The sequence below is a fragment of the Listeria farberi genome, assembly GCF_014229245.1.
Taxonomy (GTDB): Bacteria; Bacillota; Bacilli; order Lactobacillales; family Listeriaceae; genus Listeria; species Listeria farberi.
In genome coordinates, this window is record NZ_JAARZJ010000001.1 from 1 (window position 1) to 17,995 (window position 17,995).

Below are 17,995 nucleotides of genomic sequence, written 5' to 3' on the forward strand. Positions count from 1 at the left end.
GATATATTTTCTTTTTTTATCTGCTGTAAAGATTGTTTTATGAAGAACGCGTTCTTGTATACAATATTTATTAAAACCAGGATCTTTTTTAAGTAACTTAAGAATATTACTAATGGAAGCAAATTGATCTAATGTTTCTTTCAAATACATGCTAGTTCCTCCTTTATTGTAATTTCCCCCTATTGTTCTGCAATAAAACGCTAAAACAGATATTCTTCTAGAAGAATACTTTCTTCCAAATAATTGACGCGAAGGAATAGTTAAACTAGCTAAAAACCGCCTTAAAAAGTTCATAATTAGCTTTAAAAAAAGGTTAAAACTACAATTTTAGAAGAAAATAGTATTCAGTTAAATACTATTTTTTAAAAATAACAAAGGGACTATATTTGACCAAATTTAGACGGCTCTTAACAAGGTTTATAATATAAATATCAAGAAAAACGACAAAATAAATTACTCAGCAAATAAGGTTTAAATGTGACGAAAAAGTCAAAAATAGTTGCTAAAAGGTGGAAGTTTGGTTTTTTTGTTGGGTTCCTTTTAAAAGTGTTTGGTAGTATCATCACTTGTAAGAAGCCACTCATCGCATTATAAAACTATTTGCTTATGACACAAAATAGAAATGAGATGACAATAAATGCAGTCGTTATTTGAAGATTTGTATAGTAAAAAAGTATTAGAAGAAGAATTTGGGTATAAACGATTTTTACAAACTTTAATTGACCACAGAATCCCGTATAAAAAAACAAAAATTTCAACCAATACAATTTTATTAACAGAAGATATTTTAAATACAAAAGTTTACTTTATTGAAAAAGGGATTGTTTCATTAGAAAAAGAGAAAAATGTAGTAAGTTTTCTAGGCCCCAACCAAATTGCTGGTTTAAATGACTATTTTATGGCAGAAGCGAATGTTTATACAGCAAGAGTCATCGAAACGATTACAGCATATGAATTCGATAAAGAGGATGTCATTTGTTCGATTATTGGGATGCAAGAGGGGTGGCTCTATTTATATCTTAATAATCGTAATCATGAAAATGTTTTAATTGAAAAATGTAACTTAATGCGGGGGAACGGGGAAAGTCGATTAAGGGAGTCTTTAGAACAATTAGGGAAATTTTTTGGTATTGAAAAAGAGGGAGTGCTTCGCATACCAAAGTGTTTTACAAGAAAATTAATTGCTAATTATGCCAATCTTTCAGTTCGATCGGTTACACATTTGTGTGGAAAGTTGATAGAATCGGGATTTTTAGCAGAAAATTCGAAGTCTTTTATTTTATTGAAAAATTATGAAGGTAGCTGTGGCAAGATAAGAACTAAAGCAACATCTCCATAGCGAAACGAAAAGATCATTTAGCATTGTTTAGATGCTAAATGATTTTTTTATATAAAAAAACAAGAAAAGAATTCTTTTCTTGTTTTTTAAGGATGAGCCGTGCTGGGTTCGAACCAGCGACCCTCTGATTAAAAGTCAGATGCTCTACCAACTGAGCTAACGGCTCTAAATATGACTGGGCTAGCTGGATTCGAACCAGCGCATGACGGAATCAAAATCCGTTGCCTTACCGCTTGGCTATAGCCCAATAATAGAAAATGGTGGAGGGGAGTGGATTCGAACCACCGAACCCGAAGGAGCGGATTTACAGTCCGCCGCGTTTAGCCACTTCGCTACCCCTCCGATATAAATGCCGACTGCAGGAATTGAACCCGCAACCTACTGATTACGATTCAGTTGCTCTACCAGATTGAGCTAAGTCGGCGAAGAATCGCTCTTTACTGGTAAATCGAAATCTCTTGCATCGTTAAATCTTTAAAACAGATACTAATACATAATATAACATTTTTAATATTTTTACCAGCTTTTTTTTCAAAAAAATGAAATTAATTTTTTTAGCTGCTTTTTTGATTAAAAGTGACCCGTACGGGATTCGAACCCGTGTTACCGCCGTGAAAGGGCGGTGTCTTAACCGCTTGACCAACGGGCCATTTACATAAAAGTTTTTTACCGCTAGAAACTATTATATAAAAAAAGGATATCATTTGTAAATACCCAAATTAAATTCTTTTTTTTCTGAAAATAAAAGTGTGAAGAACGGGTTATTTATCTGATTAATGGGTATGTATATTGAAGAGAATATGAAATAAATATTTAGGTGACATAAATGGAAAATGAAGCTTTATGAACAACTATTCAAGTGGAATGTAATTAGCCTTATAAAATAATACAAATTAGTATTACAATCTAAAATCAGCTGTGCTATAATGTGTCTGGTCAACTTGAAGTTAGCTAAAAAATCACATAAAAAAGGTAGGGAATACTATGGCATCGCCGCTAAAAAGATTATTAATCGGCCGCCCTCTGAAAACATCAGAAGCTGGAGACCAAAAATTAGGGAAATTAAAAGCTTTAGCCGTTCTATCATCAGATGCGCTTTCTTCCATTGCATACGGTACAGAACAAATTTTATTGGTACTTGTAACTGTTAGTGCTGCAGCTATGTGGTATTCATTACCCATTGCACTTTGTGTTCTTGTTCTTTTGTTTGCACTAAATCTTTCTTATAAACAAATTATTTATTCTTATCCACATGGTGGTGGAGCATATATTGTTTCAAGAGAAAATTTAGGAAACAATGCTGGACTAATCGCAGGAGGTTCTTTACTGGTAGATTATATGCTTACAGTAGCTGTAAGTGTGTCTTCAGGAACGGATGCAATTGTTTCAGCAGTGCCATCATTGTATCCTTTTGCAGTGCCTATAGCAGTATTGCTTGTAGTGGGTGTAACGATCATTAACCTTAGAGGGATTACTGAATCTGCTAGTTTACTTGCCATTCCGGTCTATTTATTCGTTTTTTCCATCATTGCTCTTATTTTTACAGGTTTATTTAAAGTGTTAACTGGTATGGATGCTAGTCATGAAACAGCCGCAGTTGGAACTCACGTACAAGGTGTAACAATCTTTCTACTATTAAGAGCATTTGCTTCCGGGTCTGCTTCTTTGACAGGTATTGAAGCTATCTCAAATGCAGTGCCCCTATTTAAAGAGCCGCGGCCAAAAAATGCGGCCAAAACATTAACTTTAATGGCAGGACTATTAGGCTTCTTCTTCGTAGGTATCACGGTTTTAGCATTTGTTTATGGAACCGTACCTGAATTGAAAGTAACAGTGTTATCTCAGATTGCGGAAAATGTATTTGGCAGAAACTTTATGTTTTATTTCATTCAAGCTACAACAGCGCTGATTTTGGTTTTAGCCGCTAATACCGGATTTTCTGCATTTCCAATGTTAGCTTTTAACCTAGCTAAAGATAAATTTATGCCAAGAATGTATTTAGCTAGAGGAGATCGATTAGGCTACTCCAACGGGATTATTACTTTAGCTGTAGGATCTATTTTATTAATTATTTTATTCAAAGGGAAAACAGAATTACTTATCCCGTTATATTCAGTAGGGGTTTTTATACCATTTACTCTGTCACAAACAGGTATGATTGTAAAATGGTGGAAACAGCGCCCGAAAGGCTGGAAGAAATCTTTATCCGCTAACTTACTTGGGGCGTCTATTTCATTTACAGTACTTCTAGTATTATTCTTAACGAGAATTGAGTCTGTATGGCCTGTATTTGTATTTATGCCTATTATGATTTATGTTTTCCATCGTACAAGACATCATTATCGTAAAGTAGGACCACAACTTAGAATTGACGAAACAATGGACTTGCCTGATTTCAAAGGAAATGCCGTTATTATTTGTGTATCCGATACCACCAAAGTTGTAGAAGGAGCATTACAGTATGCTAAGTCTATTGGCGATACAGTCATTGCTGTTCATATTTCTATTGATAAAAAGCAGGAAAAAGAATTTGTTGAGAGATGGAATAGAGTTCATCCGGAAGTTCGTATGGCTAACCTGTATTCTCCGTATCGGTCGATTTCAGATCCATTAATGAAATTTATTGATACAGCAAAACAAAAAGCTGACCAAGACAACTACTCACTTACGGTATTAATACCACAGTTTATCCCTAGAAAAGGTTGGCAAAATGTCCTTCATAATCAAACAAGCCTATTGATTCGTACAAGACTTCTAATGAAAAGAGATGTTGTTGTTTCAACGTATCCATATCATTTAAAAGAATAATAAGAGAAAAACGGAAGAGACCTTCGGGGGAAGAGGGGGGATGCTCTTCCGTTTTTATAATGGAACGATATAAGCTTACCTGGATGAAATGGATTTGTAAAAAGACGAAAATAAGATTTTGAGAGCAAAAAAATGAATAGAAATACCTTTTTCTCTAAACAAAAATCCTCTTTTTGCCATTAAATGCGAAAATAAATTCTATTTTAAGTTTTAAAAGATTTTTTTCATGAAAAATAAAAAGAATTCCTCACTATAATAATTAGGGGGACTTTTATGTATATATTATAAATAAAACATATCTAGAAATGGATATATCGGTGAATAAAAAGTAATACTTATATACAAATATGAATAAATATAAGTAGCATGACAGGTAAGTAAAAGGACTTAATTAATATTACAAACTGGTAACAAATTTTTCTTTTTGATGAATTCAAAGTGAGTGGATTTATTATAGGCGAAGAAAGCGCTATATAGAGCCATTTTCTTTTTTTTGAATAAGCCTTGAAGTTCCTTTCAGACCTTGAAAAAAGCCAGTTTTCGCGTTATAATTTCAGTAGTTGATAGGAGAGATTAATTTAGTAAAGGAGCGCTTTGTATGCAGGAACAGGACATTAGGTATTATGTACTACCTACTATTATCACTTTTATATTGGGAATAGCTGCAATGAATACATCTAGTTTTCCATTTATTAGTTTTCTGACAACTACGCTCGTGGCTATTACTATTGGAATTTTAATTGGTGGGATACATCAATTGTGCCGAGTAATTATTAAGGCTTATCAACACACAAAGGAACGCAGAGTCTCTCAAAAAAAGTGGCAAACACTTTAAAATGAGTCTTTACATAATTATAATAGACCAAGCATTTTCGTGTTTTTAAAGGGAATGCTTTTTTTGTGGGTTAAATCTTATTTTTTTTTGCGGAAAAGATGGTACAATAAGGAAGATTATGAATGGAGGAGGTTGGAGATGGCGACTTTAGCAGATGTTGCGAAACGGGCAAATGTCTCCAAAATGACAGTTTCACGGGTTATTAATCATCCAGATCAAGTCTCAGATGAACTGAAAATGCTTGTTTATAGTGCGATGGAAGCTCTAGAGTATGTACCTAACTATGCAGCTAGAGCACTTGTTCAAAACAGGACACAAGTTATTAAATTTTTGATTTTAGAAGAAATTGACACAGTTGAACCTTATTATATGAATTTATTAACGGGAATCAGCCGTGAGTTAGATAAGTATTATTATTCACTTCAACTTGTTACGCAAAGGTCCAGAAATATCGGAGCTTATGATGGGCTTATTGTCACAGGAATACGGGATAAAGATTATGATTTAGGTCTTTTGGATATTGATAAACCAGTTATTTTTTATGGTGAGAATAAACGTGGCTATGATTCTATAGATGTAGATAATAAAAAAGGAACGATGCTAGCGACAGAGCATATGGTAGAGATTGGTTTTTCGCGAATTGTATTTTTAGGAATTGATTTACTTGATGAGCAGTTTATGAAATCACGTTTAGAAGGATACGAAAAAGTGGTGCGAAAACATGGACTTAATCCGGAAAGTTATTTTATTGCGAATAGTTCGAGTGTTGCAGAAGAAAAAGCATTTGAATTATTACGTTATAACTCAGAAAAAATTGCCATTGTTTGCGCTTCAGACCGTATTGCGATAGGAGTTGTTCGTGCAGCAGCAACTTTCGGTCGTCGTTTTGGTGAAAATATTGCTGTAACAGGATTTGATGGTGTCTTCTTAGATCGAATCTCTTCCCCAAAAATCACTACTGTTCGCTCTCCTGTCGTTGAAATGGGAGAAGAACTTGCAAAAATGTTACTTGCTAAAATTAATAATCACGGAAAACCTCAAGGAAACCTATTATTTACTCCAGAATTACTGATAAGAGCTTCTACAACTGGAAAAGAAGAGTAATAAAAACGCTAGGAATCTTTTTCCTAGCGTTTTTTTATTTGAGTAAAATAGGTAAAAATGCAACAAAATCAAAAATGAAATGCACGATAAAAGTAACCCAAATGGAGTTGGTTTTTTTAAACAAGTAGTTCAAAATGAGCCTGGCAGGAGCTAAAGTAATGATACATTGTAGAAAGTTAAAATCATAAGATGTCAAATGCCAAGTTGCAAAAAGTAAAGAACATAATAGTGAAGCTTGCCAAAATTTCCAGTTCCATTTTTTCCAAGCGGCGTATAACAAGCTTAAGGATAGTAATTCTTCACCGAGTAGCATAAATGGAATACTTGTAAAGACATAAGACCATGTAAGAACACTGTTGATACCATTTTCCGTTGTACTACCTGCGAAATAAGCCCACGCATAATTGAAAATAGCGCTGATAATAATTAATGCAGGAGCACCGATAATTATCCATTTGAAACTAAAATGTTTAAACCAATCAAGAAATTCTGCTTTTAGAATGATAAAAGCAATAACTCCCATACATAGGGCATTAAAGAAAGCACCTATAAATTCTAACACTCCAATATTGGAAATGATGTGCGGCAAAAGAAGAAAAAGAACACCAATAATGATTGCGCTGGAAAATAACCAATACCCTTGTTTCTTTAAGCTTAAAGTATTTTCCATTTTATCCTCCTTTTAGACCTTTTTTCAAAAGAGTTTATTAGTCCATGAGTTATTATAGCTCTTTACTTTAAATCAGTAAAGTTACTAATTTGTCACTTTAAAAGAGGAGAAGTAATTATTTTTTCTATATATTGAAAGAATGTTAAATAACCAAAAAAACTTGTTACCGTTAACGAGCGAGAAAAGGTTGCAAACGCTTTAATGGAAATGCTAATTTGAAATAGAACGAAAGGTGATATAGGAGGAGAAAAAATGGAAAAAGCAGGGATTTATCATCAACCGGCGAGTAGCTATGCTTATAGTTATGACGCTAAAACATTACATATTCGGATTAGAACGAAACGTTTGGATATTAGCAAGGTTACTTTAATTGCTGCGGACCCTTACTTATGGAAAGATGGAAAATGGCAAAGTGAATCTTATACGATGCGCAAAATCGCAGAAACAGAAGAGCATGATTATTGGTTTTTTGCAATCACACCAGAACATAGACGTCTTCAATATGGGTTTTTATTAACTGATACAGAAGGAGAAACAGTCTTTTACGGTGGACGAGGTTTTTTTGAGCCGACAGAAGCGAACTTAGAAACGATGGATTATTATTTTAAATTTCCATTTATACATGCTGTTGACACGTTTGAAGCGCCTGAATGGGTAGGTAAAACTATTTGGTATCAAATTTTCCCAGAACGTTTTGCAAATGGAAACCCGGCAATTTCTCCTGAAAATGCCTTGCCGTGGGGAAGTAAAGACCCGAATACAACAGACTTTTTCGGTGGAGATATCGAAGGGATAATCGAACACTTAGATTATTTAGTAGAGCTTGGTATTAATGGGGTTTATTTGACGCCTGTTTTTGAAGCACCAACCAACCATAAATACGATACAGTTGATTACAAAAAAATTGATCCGCATTTCGGAGACAAAGAAACTTTTAGAAAGTTAGTTCAAGAAGCGCATAAACGTGGTATTCGCATAATGTTAGATGCGGTGTTCAATCACATCGGAGACACTTCCGCACAGTGGCAAGATGTTGTTTTAAACGAAGAAAAATCAGCATATCACGATTGGTTCCACATTCACAGTTTCCCAGTTCGTCAAAATGAAAATGGCAATATCGAAGGAGAAGCAACACTTTCTTATGATACATTTGCTTTCACAACGCACATGCCAAAATTAAATACAGCTAACCCGGAAGTTCAAAAGTATCTACTAGACATTGCCACTTACTGGATTCGCGAATTTGATATTGATGGTTGGCGCTTAGACGTTGCTAATGAAGTCGATCATGCTTTTTGGAAGGAATTCAAAAAAGCAGTCCAAGCGGAAAAAGAAGATATTTATATCCTTGGGGAAATTTGGCATGACTCTTGGATTTGGTTACTTGGAGATGAATTCCATGCAGTAATGAACTATCCGTTTACTCAAACGATTATCGAAAACTTTATTGAAGAAAAAATTACTCCTGAACAAATGGTTTCAGGTATTAATGAACAATATATGCGCTATCCAAATCAAGTGAATGAAGTGATGTTTAACATGCTTGATAGCCATGATACAGCGCGTATTTTAACCCGTGCTAATAATGATGAGGACAAAGTAAAACAAGCGCTTGCCTTCATGTTCGCACACACTGGTTCGCCGTGTATTTATTACGGAACAGAAATCGGTATGGACGGTGGAAATGACCCAGGTTGCCGTAAGTGTATGGAATGGAATGAAGCAAAACAAAATCAATATATGCTAGCATTTACGAAAAAATTAATCGCGCTAAGAAAAGATAACCAAGCAATTATCACATCCGGCGAATTAACTTGGCTAGGTGCAAGTAGCGAAACAGGCATTACAGCATTTTCTAAAGAATTAAATGGTGAAAAACTGTATTTCCTTTTCAATCAAGCAAAAGAAGATAAAGATTTCACAATTTCATTTGAAAATACAGCGACTGATATTTGGAACAACCGAGCTGTAACAGAAAATCTTGTCATCCCAGCAAAAGGATTTCTTGTTATTAAAGAAAACAGCTAAATCAATGGCGTAAAGGAATTTTTCACATGTTTACCGAAAAAATGTTGTTATCGGTAACATGTGAAATCTCCTTGTAAACGCTTTCGGAATCAGCATATAATAAATGCATAGGTTAACCTAATTCACAAACTTAAAAAAGAATTGAAAAAAGATGGGGACTTTGAAATCAGACATTATAGAGCGGCTTTTTTCATAAAGAGGAGGAAAAGTAAATGAAGCGTTTCAAAAAAGTGGGAATAGTTTCGGCGGTTTTAGTAATGGCTTTAAGCTTAGCAGCATGTGGTGGCGGCAAAGACACGAGTAAATCTGGCTCATCTGATGAAAAAACATTAACCGTTTCCGTTGATGCAGGCTACAAAGACTACGTGAACAAAATAAAAGGTGATTTTGAAAAAGACAATGACGTGAAAGTAAAAGTAGTCGAAAAAGACATGTTCGAAACATTAGAAGCTCTTCCACTTGACGGTCCTGCTGGAACTGCTCCAGACGTAATGATGTCCGCATTTGATAGAATTGGAAGTTTAGGTCAACAAGGACATTTAGCTGAAGTAAAACTTGGTAATAAAGACGATTACGATGAAAAAGACCAAAAACAAGTAACCATTGACGATAAAATTTATGGTGCTCCAGCAATTATTGAAACTCTAGTACTTTACTATAATAAAGATTTACTCGACAAAGCTCCAGCAACATTTAAAGATTTAGAAACACTTTCAACAGATTCTCGTTTTGCCTTCACTTCTGAAAAAGGAAAAAATACTGGTTTCTTAGCAAAATGGACTGATTTCTACTTCTCATATGGACTACTTGCAGGGTATGGCGGTTATGTATTCGGCGATGAAGGTACAAATCCAAAAGACATCGGTTTAAACAATAAAGGTTCGGTTGAAGGAATTACTTACGCAACAAAATGGTTCCAAGATGTATGGCCAAAAGGTATGCAAGACAATAAGAGTGCAGATGACTTTATCCAAGATCAATTTGTTAAAGGTAAAGCAGCAGCAATTCTAGGTGGCCCATGGTCAGCAGCAAACTATAAAGAAGCAAAAATTAATTACGGCGTAGCAAAAATCCCAACGCTTAATAATGGTAAAGAATACTCTCCATTTGCAGGCGGTAAAGGTTGGGTTGTAAGTAACTATTCTAAAAACAAAGATGTAGCTCAAAAATGGTTGGATTATGTTACTAACCAAAAAAATCAAGAAACTTTATATGATATGACAAATGAAGTACCAGCTAACTTAAAAGCACGTGATACAGCGAAATCGAAAAATGACGAATTAACAAATGCTGTTATCGAACAATACAAAAATGCACAGCCAATGCCAAATATTCCTGAAATGTCAGAAGTTTGGACAGGCGCTGAAAACTTAATGTTTGACGCAGCTTCTGGTTCGAAAACACCGCAACAATCAGCTGACGATGCAGTAAAAGTAATTGAAGATAACGTAACACAAAAATATACTAAATAATTAGGAGTTGGCGGGGCAAAGGTAGCGCGCCCCGCCAATTTTTCAACTTAGCTAGTGAATCTATATCTAGAATTGAGGGTAACAAAATGAAACTAGAACAGAAACAAATTAAAAATGTTCGTCAAGCGACTTTGTTATCAATCATTCCGGGACTTGGTCAATTTTATAATAAGCAAAATTTTAAAGGGATTGTCTTTTTCGCACTATTTGCTTTGTTTATCATAGAATTTTTTGCAGTTGGGCTGAATGCACTGATTGGCCTTGTAACACTTGGATCTGTACCAGGTGTAGATCATTCCTTATTTTTAATGATTGAAGGTACTTTACAATTAATTGTGACATTACTATTTATAGGCTTTTGGTTTATAAATATTTTCGATGCAAGACGCGTGGCTATGCAGTGGAACCTTGGTGAAACTGTTAACCGTTCCGCAATTGCTATTATAAAAAATATGCTCGACAAAGGTTTCCCGTATTTACTTACACTACCCGCTTACCTAGTGATGACTTTTGTTATTATTTTCCCAGTTCTTGTAACGCTTTTCATGGCATTTACCAACTACGATTTTTACCATATTCCGCCAGCGAACTTAATTGACTGGGTTGGATTTAAGAACTTCTTTAATATTTTCTTCCTAAGTTCGTACCGTGACACCTTCCTAAGTGTATTCTCGTGGACACTCATTTGGACGATCTGTGCGACTTCTTTACAAATTGTCGTTGGCGTATTCACAGCGATTGTTGCAAATCAAAACTTTATTAAAGGGAAACGTCTTTTTGGGGTAGTTTTCTTACTTCCGTGGGCGGTTCCAGCTTTTATTACAATCATGAGTTTTTCAAATATGTTTAATGATAGTATTGGGGCAATCAACTCGCAAGTCATCCCGCTCCTAAACCATTTGCCATTTGTTGATATCAATGCGATTGCTTGGAAAACAGATCCTTTCTGGACAAAAGTAGCACTGATTAGTATTCAAGGTTGGCTTGGTTTTCCATATATTTACGTTATGGTTACTGGGGTGCTTCAAGCAATCCCTGGTGAACTATACGAAGCGGCTAGAATTGATGGGGCAAGTGCAATTCAACGTTTCCGTAAAATTACGTTACCGATGATTTTATTTGTAACAGCACCTGTATTTATTACGCAATATACATTTAACTTCAATAACTTTTCGATAATCTACTTATTCAATGAAGGTGGTCCCGGAAGTGTCGGAGCAGGCGCAGGATCAACCGATATCTTAATTTCATGGATTTATAAACTAACAACTGGTACTTCGCCGCAATATGCTGTAGCCGCTGCTGTGACACTTCTTATCTCTATTATCGTAATTACAGTTTCGATGATTGCCTTTAAGAAAACGAATGCCTTTGGGAACGAGGAGATGATGTAAATGAGAGACTTTATGAAAGATCAGCGGACAACAAAGTTCTTAACACAGTTTTTCACGTATTTATTTTTAACCGTGCTAACGATTATTATTTTGTATCCAATTCTAATAACAGCATCTTCTGCCTTCAAACCAGGGAATATCGCAGCATTTACGCTTGAGTGGTCGGATAGTTGGACACTTAATAACTTCACGAGATTGTTTAATGAAACATTGTATCTTGATTGGTACAAAAACACACTGATTATCGCGGTTGTAACGATGATTATGCAAGTAACAATTGTGACGCTTGCAGGTTATACATATAGCCGTTACCGTTTTAAAGGACGTAAAAATAGCTTGATTTTCTTCCTTATTATTCAAATGGTGCCAACAATGGCGGCCCTAACAGCTTTCTACGTGTTAGCAATGTTACTAGGCGCACTTGATCAATATTGGTTCTTGACATTGATTTATATTGGCGGCGGGATTCCAATGAACACTTGGCTAATGAAAGGATACTTTGATACCGTGCCGCGTGATTTAGATGAATCGGCCAAACTTGATGGGGCAGGACATTTCCGGATTTTTGCCCAAATCATTTTGCCACTTGTAAGACCAATGATTGCCGTTCAAGCTCTATGGGCATTTATGGGACCATTTGGAGATTTCTTACTTGCTAAATTCTTACTAAGAACTCCAGAAAACTTGACGATTGCGGTAGGACTTCAAACGTTCATTGCCAACCCACAACAACAAAAAGTAGCTTTATTTGCAGCAGGAGCAATCTTAGCCGCGCTACCAATTTGTTTACTGTTCTTCTTCTTACAAAAGAATTTTGTTTCTGGCTTAACTGCTGGTGGAACAAAAGGATAATTGATTTTTAAAAAGGCTGTGATACCAATGAAAAAAGTTCCGTTTATCATTCAATATGTAAAAAGTACGCTTGGACCAACGGCAATTTTCGAAGGTCGGAAAATACTGAAATTCTGGCAAATGGTCATCGTATTTATTTTCTTAAATGCGCTACTGTTGCTTCCTGTTTCCGCGCACTTTGCCAATCAGTCGAGTTTTGATTTACTAAGTTTAATGCCAAAAATGGCGACGCTTGGCACGGATCAATTGGCGACAGAAATTAGTGGACTGACGCTCGAAAACGGAGAATTAACTGATAAAAATGCGCATATCGTCGAAAAATCGGCTAATGGCGTGGCTGGTGTAAATTTAACGAAGGCAGAACTCTCCGGAGCTAAAAACATCATTAACTTCAAAGACCAAGAAATGACGCTTACAGATGCAAGTGGTTATACATTTGAAGTGAGCTATCCAAAAGATGCCACATTAAGTGAAATCACTTCTGGTGAATCGCTAGTAGATTGGGTTTCTGCGCAGTGGTATTTAGAAAATCAAGCCTTTGTTTTCTTATCGATGGTGCTGATGATTGGCTCAATTATTTTTGTTAGTTCACTTATGTTAACAACATTTACCTCACTTTTCATTTGGATGACAAAACGGAGCAGTTTTTCAAGCATTGCATCTTTTAAAGAATCAGTAAATTTAACGCTAAATGCACTGGGAATTCCGGTGATTGCGGCTTGTATTATCGGTTTTATTTACTTCGATATTACGATTATTATGGCTGTTCAGTCACTTGGAATGGTGTTGATGATAGCATGGACATTTTTAAAAACAAGATTTTATAAGACTAGTGAAAAAAGCATGGCTGCTAGTCGCTAATTAGGAGGTTTTAGTATGGCACAGAAGCAATTATTTGAAATCGAACCATGGACATTACGGACAACCAAACTAGATAAAGAAAATAAACGTTTGCAAGAAAGCCTAACTTCACTCGGTAATGGATACATGGGGATGCGCGGGAATTTTGAAGAAGGATACTCCGGCGACGGCCATATTGGAACTTATTATGCAGGCGTGTGGTTTCCAGATAAAACAAGAGTTGGTTGGTGGAAAAATGGCTACCCAGATTATTTCGGTAAAGTCATTAACGGCCTTAATTTTATCGGGATTGAAGTACATCTTGACGGTGAAAAACTCGATTTATTTGTAGATGAGGTAAGCGATTTTGAACTTGAATTAGATATGGAAAAAGGTGTTTTGAGACGACAATTCACGGTAGTTAAAAATAACAAAAACTTTCAGATTACAGCAGAACGATTCTTAAGTGTTGCGACAAAAGAACTTGCGGTTATTCGCTATCAAGTGGAAGCGTCAAGTCCTGCAAAAGTGGAATTAACGTCCTTTTTAGATGGCAATGTGCAAAATGAAGATGCTAACTATGAAGAAATGTTCTGGCAAGAAGTTAAAAAAACTTCATCGGCAAGTCGCGGTTCGCTTGTCACAAAAACCATTCCAAACAACTTTGGAACTCCACGATTTACTGTTTCTGCAGTGATGGAAAATAAGACCAATGCGGCAAACGAAACGAATCAAACAAAAGCTCTTTATACCGAAAATTATTTTCAATTTGACCTACAAGAAGATGAAGTGGCTCAAATAGAAAAACGGGTTGTCATTACAACATCTCGCGATTATGAGGAAGCGGAAATTCTTCCAGCAGGAGAAGAAATCTTACAAAGTTTAGAAGCAAAAACTTATGAAGAACTATTAGCTGAGCATGTTTCAGGTTGGCGTGAACGATGGGATAAAGCGGATGTTGAAATTTCTGGAGATAATTCCGCGCAACAAGGGATTCGCTTTAACATATTCCAATTGTTTGCGACTTATTACGGGGAGGACGCAAGACTAAACATTGGTCCTAAAGGATTTACTGGTGAAAAATATGGCGGCGCAACATACTGGGATACCGAAGCATTCGCCTTACCGATGTATTTATCGCTGACTGACAAATCTGTGAGCCATAACTTGCTTAAATACCGCCACAATCAATTAGATGGTGCTAAAATCAATGCAAAGAAAATTGGCTTAGGTGGAGCCCTCTATCCGATGGTAACTTTTACCGGAGTCGAGTGCCATAATGAATGGGAAATCACGTTTGAAGAAATTCATCGCAATGGCGCGATTGCTTATGCGATTTATAACTACACAAACTACACTGGTGATGATTCATATTTAAAAACAGATGGAATCGAAGTATTAACCGAAATCACTCGTTTCTGGGCTGATCGCGTGCATTTATCTGACCGTTTAGATAAATACATGATTCACGGTGTAACAGGACCAAACGAATATGATAATAACGTTAGCAATAACTGGTATACTAACTATATCGCTGCTTGGACGATTCGTTATACGTTAGAGAACTTAGATTCAGAAGCGAAAAAACGTTTAGGTGTCACCGAGTACGAAATAGCAAAATGGGAAGACATTGAGCATCGTATGTATTATCCTTTTGATGAAAAATGGCAGATTTTTGTGCAACATGATACCTTTTTAGATAAAGAATTGCGTTCCACTGACACATTAAAACCAGAAGATATGCCGATTAACCAAAATTGGTCATGGGATAAAATTTTACGTTCTTGCTTCATTAAACAAGCCGATGTACTTCAAGGTTTATATTTATTCTATGATGACTTTGATTTTGATACGAAACAACGCAACTTCGAATTCTATGAGCCACTAACGGTACATGAATCTAGTTTATCGCCAGCTGTGCATGCGGTGTTAGCGGCAGAGCTCGGTAAATATGATAAAGCAGTAGAACTATACAAACGTACAGCAAGACTAGATCTTGATAACATTAATAATGATACAGAAGACGGACTGCACATTACTTCAATGGCAGGAAGTTGGTTATCAATCGTACAAGGCTTTGCAGGCATGCGAGTAACATCTGGTCAGTTAAGTTTTGCTCCATTCGTGCCAAATGGCTGGAAAAATTACCGTTTCAAAATTAATTTCCGTGATCGTTTGTTGGAAGTAAAAGTAGAAGTTGGACAAGTAACTATAAAATTATGCCACGGAGAAGCTATTAATTTAGAAATGTATAAGAAAAATTATTTGCTAGAAACAGCGGTAACAGTAGAAATATAAGAGTAGTAGAACTTGCTAGAAACGATAAGATTCGTTTTTGGCAAGTTTTTTCTTTAACAAATCTTTCCGATTTTTGGCGGGACGATTGCTTTTTCCGCCTGCACTCTTATGCTATAATAAAGAAAGTGAACCATGTGATCATAAATGGTTTTCAAGAGGCACGGAGGTGAAGTGATGGATTTTTCCAATATGTCGATATTGCATTATCTAGCAAATATTGTAGATATTCTTGTCGTATGGTTTGTAATTTATAAAGTGATCATGTTAATCCGAGGTACGAAAGCAGTACAATTATTAAAAGGTATTTTTATTATCATTGCAGTTAAACTATTAAGCGGATTTTTTGGTCTCCAAACAGTAGAATGGATTACGGATCAGATGCTTACTTGGGGATTTCTTGCAATTATAATTATCTTCCAACCGGAATTGCGCCGTGCTTTAGAGACACTTGGTCGAGGCAATATTTTTACGCGATACGGTTCTAGAATCGAGCGAGAGCAACACCATTTGATTGAATCAATTGAAAAATCCACTCAATATATGGCGAAACGTCGTATTGGTGCGCTAATTTCAGTAGCACGAGATACTGGGATGGATGATTATATTGAAACAGGAATTCCACTTAATGCAAAAATTTCTTCTCAATTATTAATTAATATTTTTATTCCAAACACACCACTTCATGATGGTGCAGTTATTATCAAAGGAAACGAAATTGCATCAGCAGCAAGTTACTTGCCACTTTCAGATAGCCCGTTCCTATCCAAAGAACTTGGAACGCGTCACCGGGCTGCACTTGGAATTAGTGAAGTGACAGATAGTATTACGATTGTAGTTTCTGAAGAGACAGGCGGAATTTCCCTAACTAAAGGTGGAGAACTTTTCCGTGATGTGTCAGAAGAAGAGTTACATAAAATTCTTCTTAAAGAACTAGTCACAGTAACTGCAAAGAAACCTTCTATCTTTTCTAAATGGAAAGGAGGCAAAAGCGAATGATGGATCGAATTTTGAATAATAAATGGTCGATTCGGATTATAGCCTTATTACTCGCAGCCATCCTTTTTACGTCTGTTAATGCAAACAATAATAATGCCACTACTTTCTCAACAACATCATCCAGCGATACGGAGGTTATTGAGAATGTTCCAGTAAAAGTATATTACGACAAAACGAACCTTTATATTTCAGGTGTTCCAGAAACAGTTACAGTAACGCTTTCTGGTCCTAGAAGTATTGTCCAATCTGCAAAAGCACAACAAGATTTCACCGTATACGCAGATTTAAAAAATGCATCCATTGGAACGCAAGAAATTAAACTCCAAGTAAAAGATGTATCGGACCGGCTTAAAGTTAAAGTTAATCCGGCAACTGTTAACGTAAATGTTCAAGAAAAAGTAACAAAAAAATTCTCTGTAGATGTAGAGTTAAGTAAATCTGTTATTGCAGATGGTTATCAAGCGGGAACGCCGATAATTGATCCTAAAAAAGTTTCCATTACAGGTGCAAAAGACACAATCGAACAAATTGCTTACGTTAAAGCGACACTTGAAAGTAATGGTAAGCATAAATCGGAATTTACCGATAAAGCGACGGTATCCGTTTTTGATAGTAACTTGAATAAGCTTGATGTAGAGGTTAGTCCGCAAGAGGTAGAAGTAACTGTACCAGTGGAAAAAGTCGGAAAATCAGTACCAGTAAAAATTAAACAAGAAGGCTCGCCAGAAAGTGATATAGAGATTTCTAGCATGACACCAGATAAATCAGAAGTAGTGGTGGTAGGTGATGATGCGGTCCTTGATAAAATTAAGGAAATTGAAATTCCGATTGATGTTACTAAAATAAAAGCAGATACTGTCAAAGAAATTACTGTGCCAATTCCAACAGGCGCAAAATCAGTACAACCTACGACCATTGAGGTTAAAATAAAAACCATAAAAAAGTCTGAAACAAGTAATGGGTCGACCACCTCAGATAATAATCAAAACACAGAAACAAATAATAACGATACAACGGATGATTCTGAAGCAGATGATTCTAAAACATCTAAGTCTTTTTCTAGTATGCAAGTATATATGAGTGGTCTGAAAAATACTTTTGATGCCCAAATGATAACACCAGCAAATGGTAAAGTTTCTGTAACTATCACTGGAGAGAAAAAAGTATTAGAAGATATAACTGCAAAAGATTTAAGTGTTATTGCTAACCTTAGTAAGAGTAAAGCTGGCAATTATAGTATCCCGCTAGAATTAAACGGTTTACCAGATAACGTAGCGTATGTTATTAATCCTAAAAAAGCTGATTTCATTATTACAGAAAAAGAAGCACAAAATACAGTACCTTCCAAAAACACATAAA

13 protein-coding genes, 5 tRNA genes and 1 pseudogene are annotated in these 17,995 nt (G+C 35.7%); 12 read left to right on the plus strand and 7 right to left on the minus strand.

All coding sequences use genetic code 11. The features are described 5' to 3' along the window. Positions 1 to 150: pseudogene (locus HCB45_RS00005) on the minus strand (Crp/Fnr family transcriptional regulator); the annotation flags it as partial. Between the two features lie 487 nt (positions 151 to 637). On the opposite strand from HCB45_RS00005, the gene HCB45_RS00010 reads away from it, so the two are divergent. Continuing rightward, a complete protein-coding gene (locus HCB45_RS00010; protein WP_185319296.1) occupies positions 638 to 1,339 on the plus strand; it encodes a Crp/Fnr family transcriptional regulator in 702 nt (233 codons plus the stop codon). 93 nt (positions 1,340 to 1,432) lie between these two features. Here HCB45_RS00010 and HCB45_RS00015 read toward each other — a convergent pair. The 5 genes from HCB45_RS00015 to HCB45_RS00035 form a co-directional block, all read right to left on the minus strand. Further along, a tRNA-Lys gene (locus HCB45_RS00015) sits at positions 1,433 to 1,505 on the minus strand. A gap of 9 nt (positions 1,506 to 1,514) precedes the next feature. Then, a tRNA-Gln gene (locus tag HCB45_RS00020) sits at positions 1,515 to 1,586 on the minus strand. 11 nt (positions 1,587 to 1,597) lie between these two features. Beyond that, positions 1,598 to 1,681: transfer RNA gene (locus HCB45_RS00025), tRNA-Tyr, on the minus strand. An 8-nt stretch (positions 1,682 to 1,689) separates the two neighbouring features. Continuing rightward, positions 1,690 to 1,763, minus strand: a tRNA-Thr gene (locus HCB45_RS00030). Between the two features lie 153 nt (positions 1,764 to 1,916). After that, positions 1,917 to 1,988 (minus strand) — tRNA-Glu (locus HCB45_RS00035). A 335-nt stretch (positions 1,989 to 2,323) separates the two neighbouring features. Here HCB45_RS00035 and kimA point away from each other — a divergent pair. The 3 genes from kimA to HCB45_RS00050 all read left to right on the plus strand — a co-directional run bounded on the left by kimA (position 2,324) and on the right by HCB45_RS00050 (position 6,086). Then, positions 2,324 to 4,147, plus strand: coding sequence for a potassium transporter KimA (gene kimA / locus HCB45_RS00040; protein ID WP_003767874.1), 1,824 nt, complete (start codon positions 2,324 to 2,326; stop codon positions 4,145 to 4,147). Between the two features lie 598 nt (positions 4,148 to 4,745). Next, positions 4,746 to 4,982, plus strand: coding sequence for a hypothetical protein (locus HCB45_RS00045; RefSeq protein WP_185607843.1), 237 nt, complete (start codon positions 4,746 to 4,748; stop codon positions 4,980 to 4,982). A 138-nt stretch (positions 4,983 to 5,120) separates the two neighbouring features. Next, complete coding sequence (locus HCB45_RS00050) at positions 5,121 to 6,086, plus strand: LacI family DNA-binding transcriptional regulator (protein WP_185319294.1); 966 nt, start codon at positions 5,121 to 5,123, stop codon at positions 6,084 to 6,086. A 34-nt stretch (positions 6,087 to 6,120) separates the two neighbouring features. Here HCB45_RS00050 and HCB45_RS00055 read toward each other — a convergent pair whose 3' ends face one another. Then, positions 6,121 to 6,756, minus strand: coding sequence for a CPBP family intramembrane glutamic endopeptidase (locus tag HCB45_RS00055; RefSeq protein ID WP_185319293.1), 636 nt, complete (start codon positions 6,754 to 6,756; stop codon positions 6,121 to 6,123). Between the two features lie 252 nt (positions 6,757 to 7,008). Between HCB45_RS00055 and HCB45_RS00060 the strand changes: the two genes are divergently transcribed. From HCB45_RS00060 to HCB45_RS00095, 8 genes are all read left to right on the plus strand, one after another. After that, positions 7,009 to 8,784: a glycoside hydrolase family 13 protein gene (locus tag HCB45_RS00060; RefSeq protein ID WP_185618209.1), complete on the plus strand. Its 1,776-nt coding sequence runs from the start codon at positions 7,009 to 7,011 to the stop codon at positions 8,782 to 8,784. A gap of 212 nt (positions 8,785 to 8,996) precedes the next feature. Further along, positions 8,997 to 10,256, plus strand: a complete 1,260-nt coding sequence (locus HCB45_RS00065; protein WP_185319291.1) for an extracellular solute-binding protein — start codon at positions 8,997 to 8,999, stop codon at positions 10,254 to 10,256. An 86-nt stretch (positions 10,257 to 10,342) separates the two neighbouring features. Next, entirely contained in the window at positions 10,343 to 11,650 is a 1,308-nt protein-coding gene (locus HCB45_RS00070; RefSeq protein ID WP_185618211.1) for a sugar ABC transporter permease, read from the plus strand. After that, positions 11,651 to 12,502, plus strand: a complete 852-nt coding sequence (locus HCB45_RS00075) for a sugar ABC transporter permease (RefSeq protein WP_003722383.1) — start codon at positions 11,651 to 11,653, stop codon at positions 12,500 to 12,502. Between the two features lie 27 nt (positions 12,503 to 12,529). After that, positions 12,530 to 13,363 carry a DUF1189 domain-containing protein gene (locus tag HCB45_RS00080; RefSeq protein ID WP_185618213.1) on the plus strand — a complete coding sequence of 278 codons (834 nt, stop codon included), beginning with the start codon at positions 12,530 to 12,532 and terminating at the stop codon, positions 13,361 to 13,363. Positions 13,364 to 13,378: 15 nt separating this feature from the next. Further along, the gene (gene mdxK, locus HCB45_RS00085) at positions 13,379 to 15,640 is read left to right on the plus strand and encodes a maltose phosphorylase MdxK (RefSeq protein WP_185319289.1); all 2,262 of its coding nucleotides are present in this window, start codon (positions 13,379 to 13,381) and stop codon (positions 15,638 to 15,640) included. 174 nt (positions 15,641 to 15,814) lie between these two features. Further along, positions 15,815 to 16,636, plus strand: a complete 822-nt coding sequence (gene dacA / locus HCB45_RS00090) for a diadenylate cyclase (protein WP_003722380.1) — start codon at positions 15,815 to 15,817, stop codon at positions 16,634 to 16,636. Beyond that, positions 16,636 to 17,994 carry a CdaR family protein gene (locus HCB45_RS00095; RefSeq protein WP_185319452.1) on the plus strand — a complete coding sequence of 453 codons (1,359 nt, stop codon included), beginning with the start codon at positions 16,636 to 16,638 and terminating at the stop codon, positions 17,992 to 17,994. The genes dacA and HCB45_RS00095 overlap by 1 nt, the downstream gene beginning before the upstream one ends. The last annotated feature ends 1 nt before the right edge of the window (position 17,995 follow it).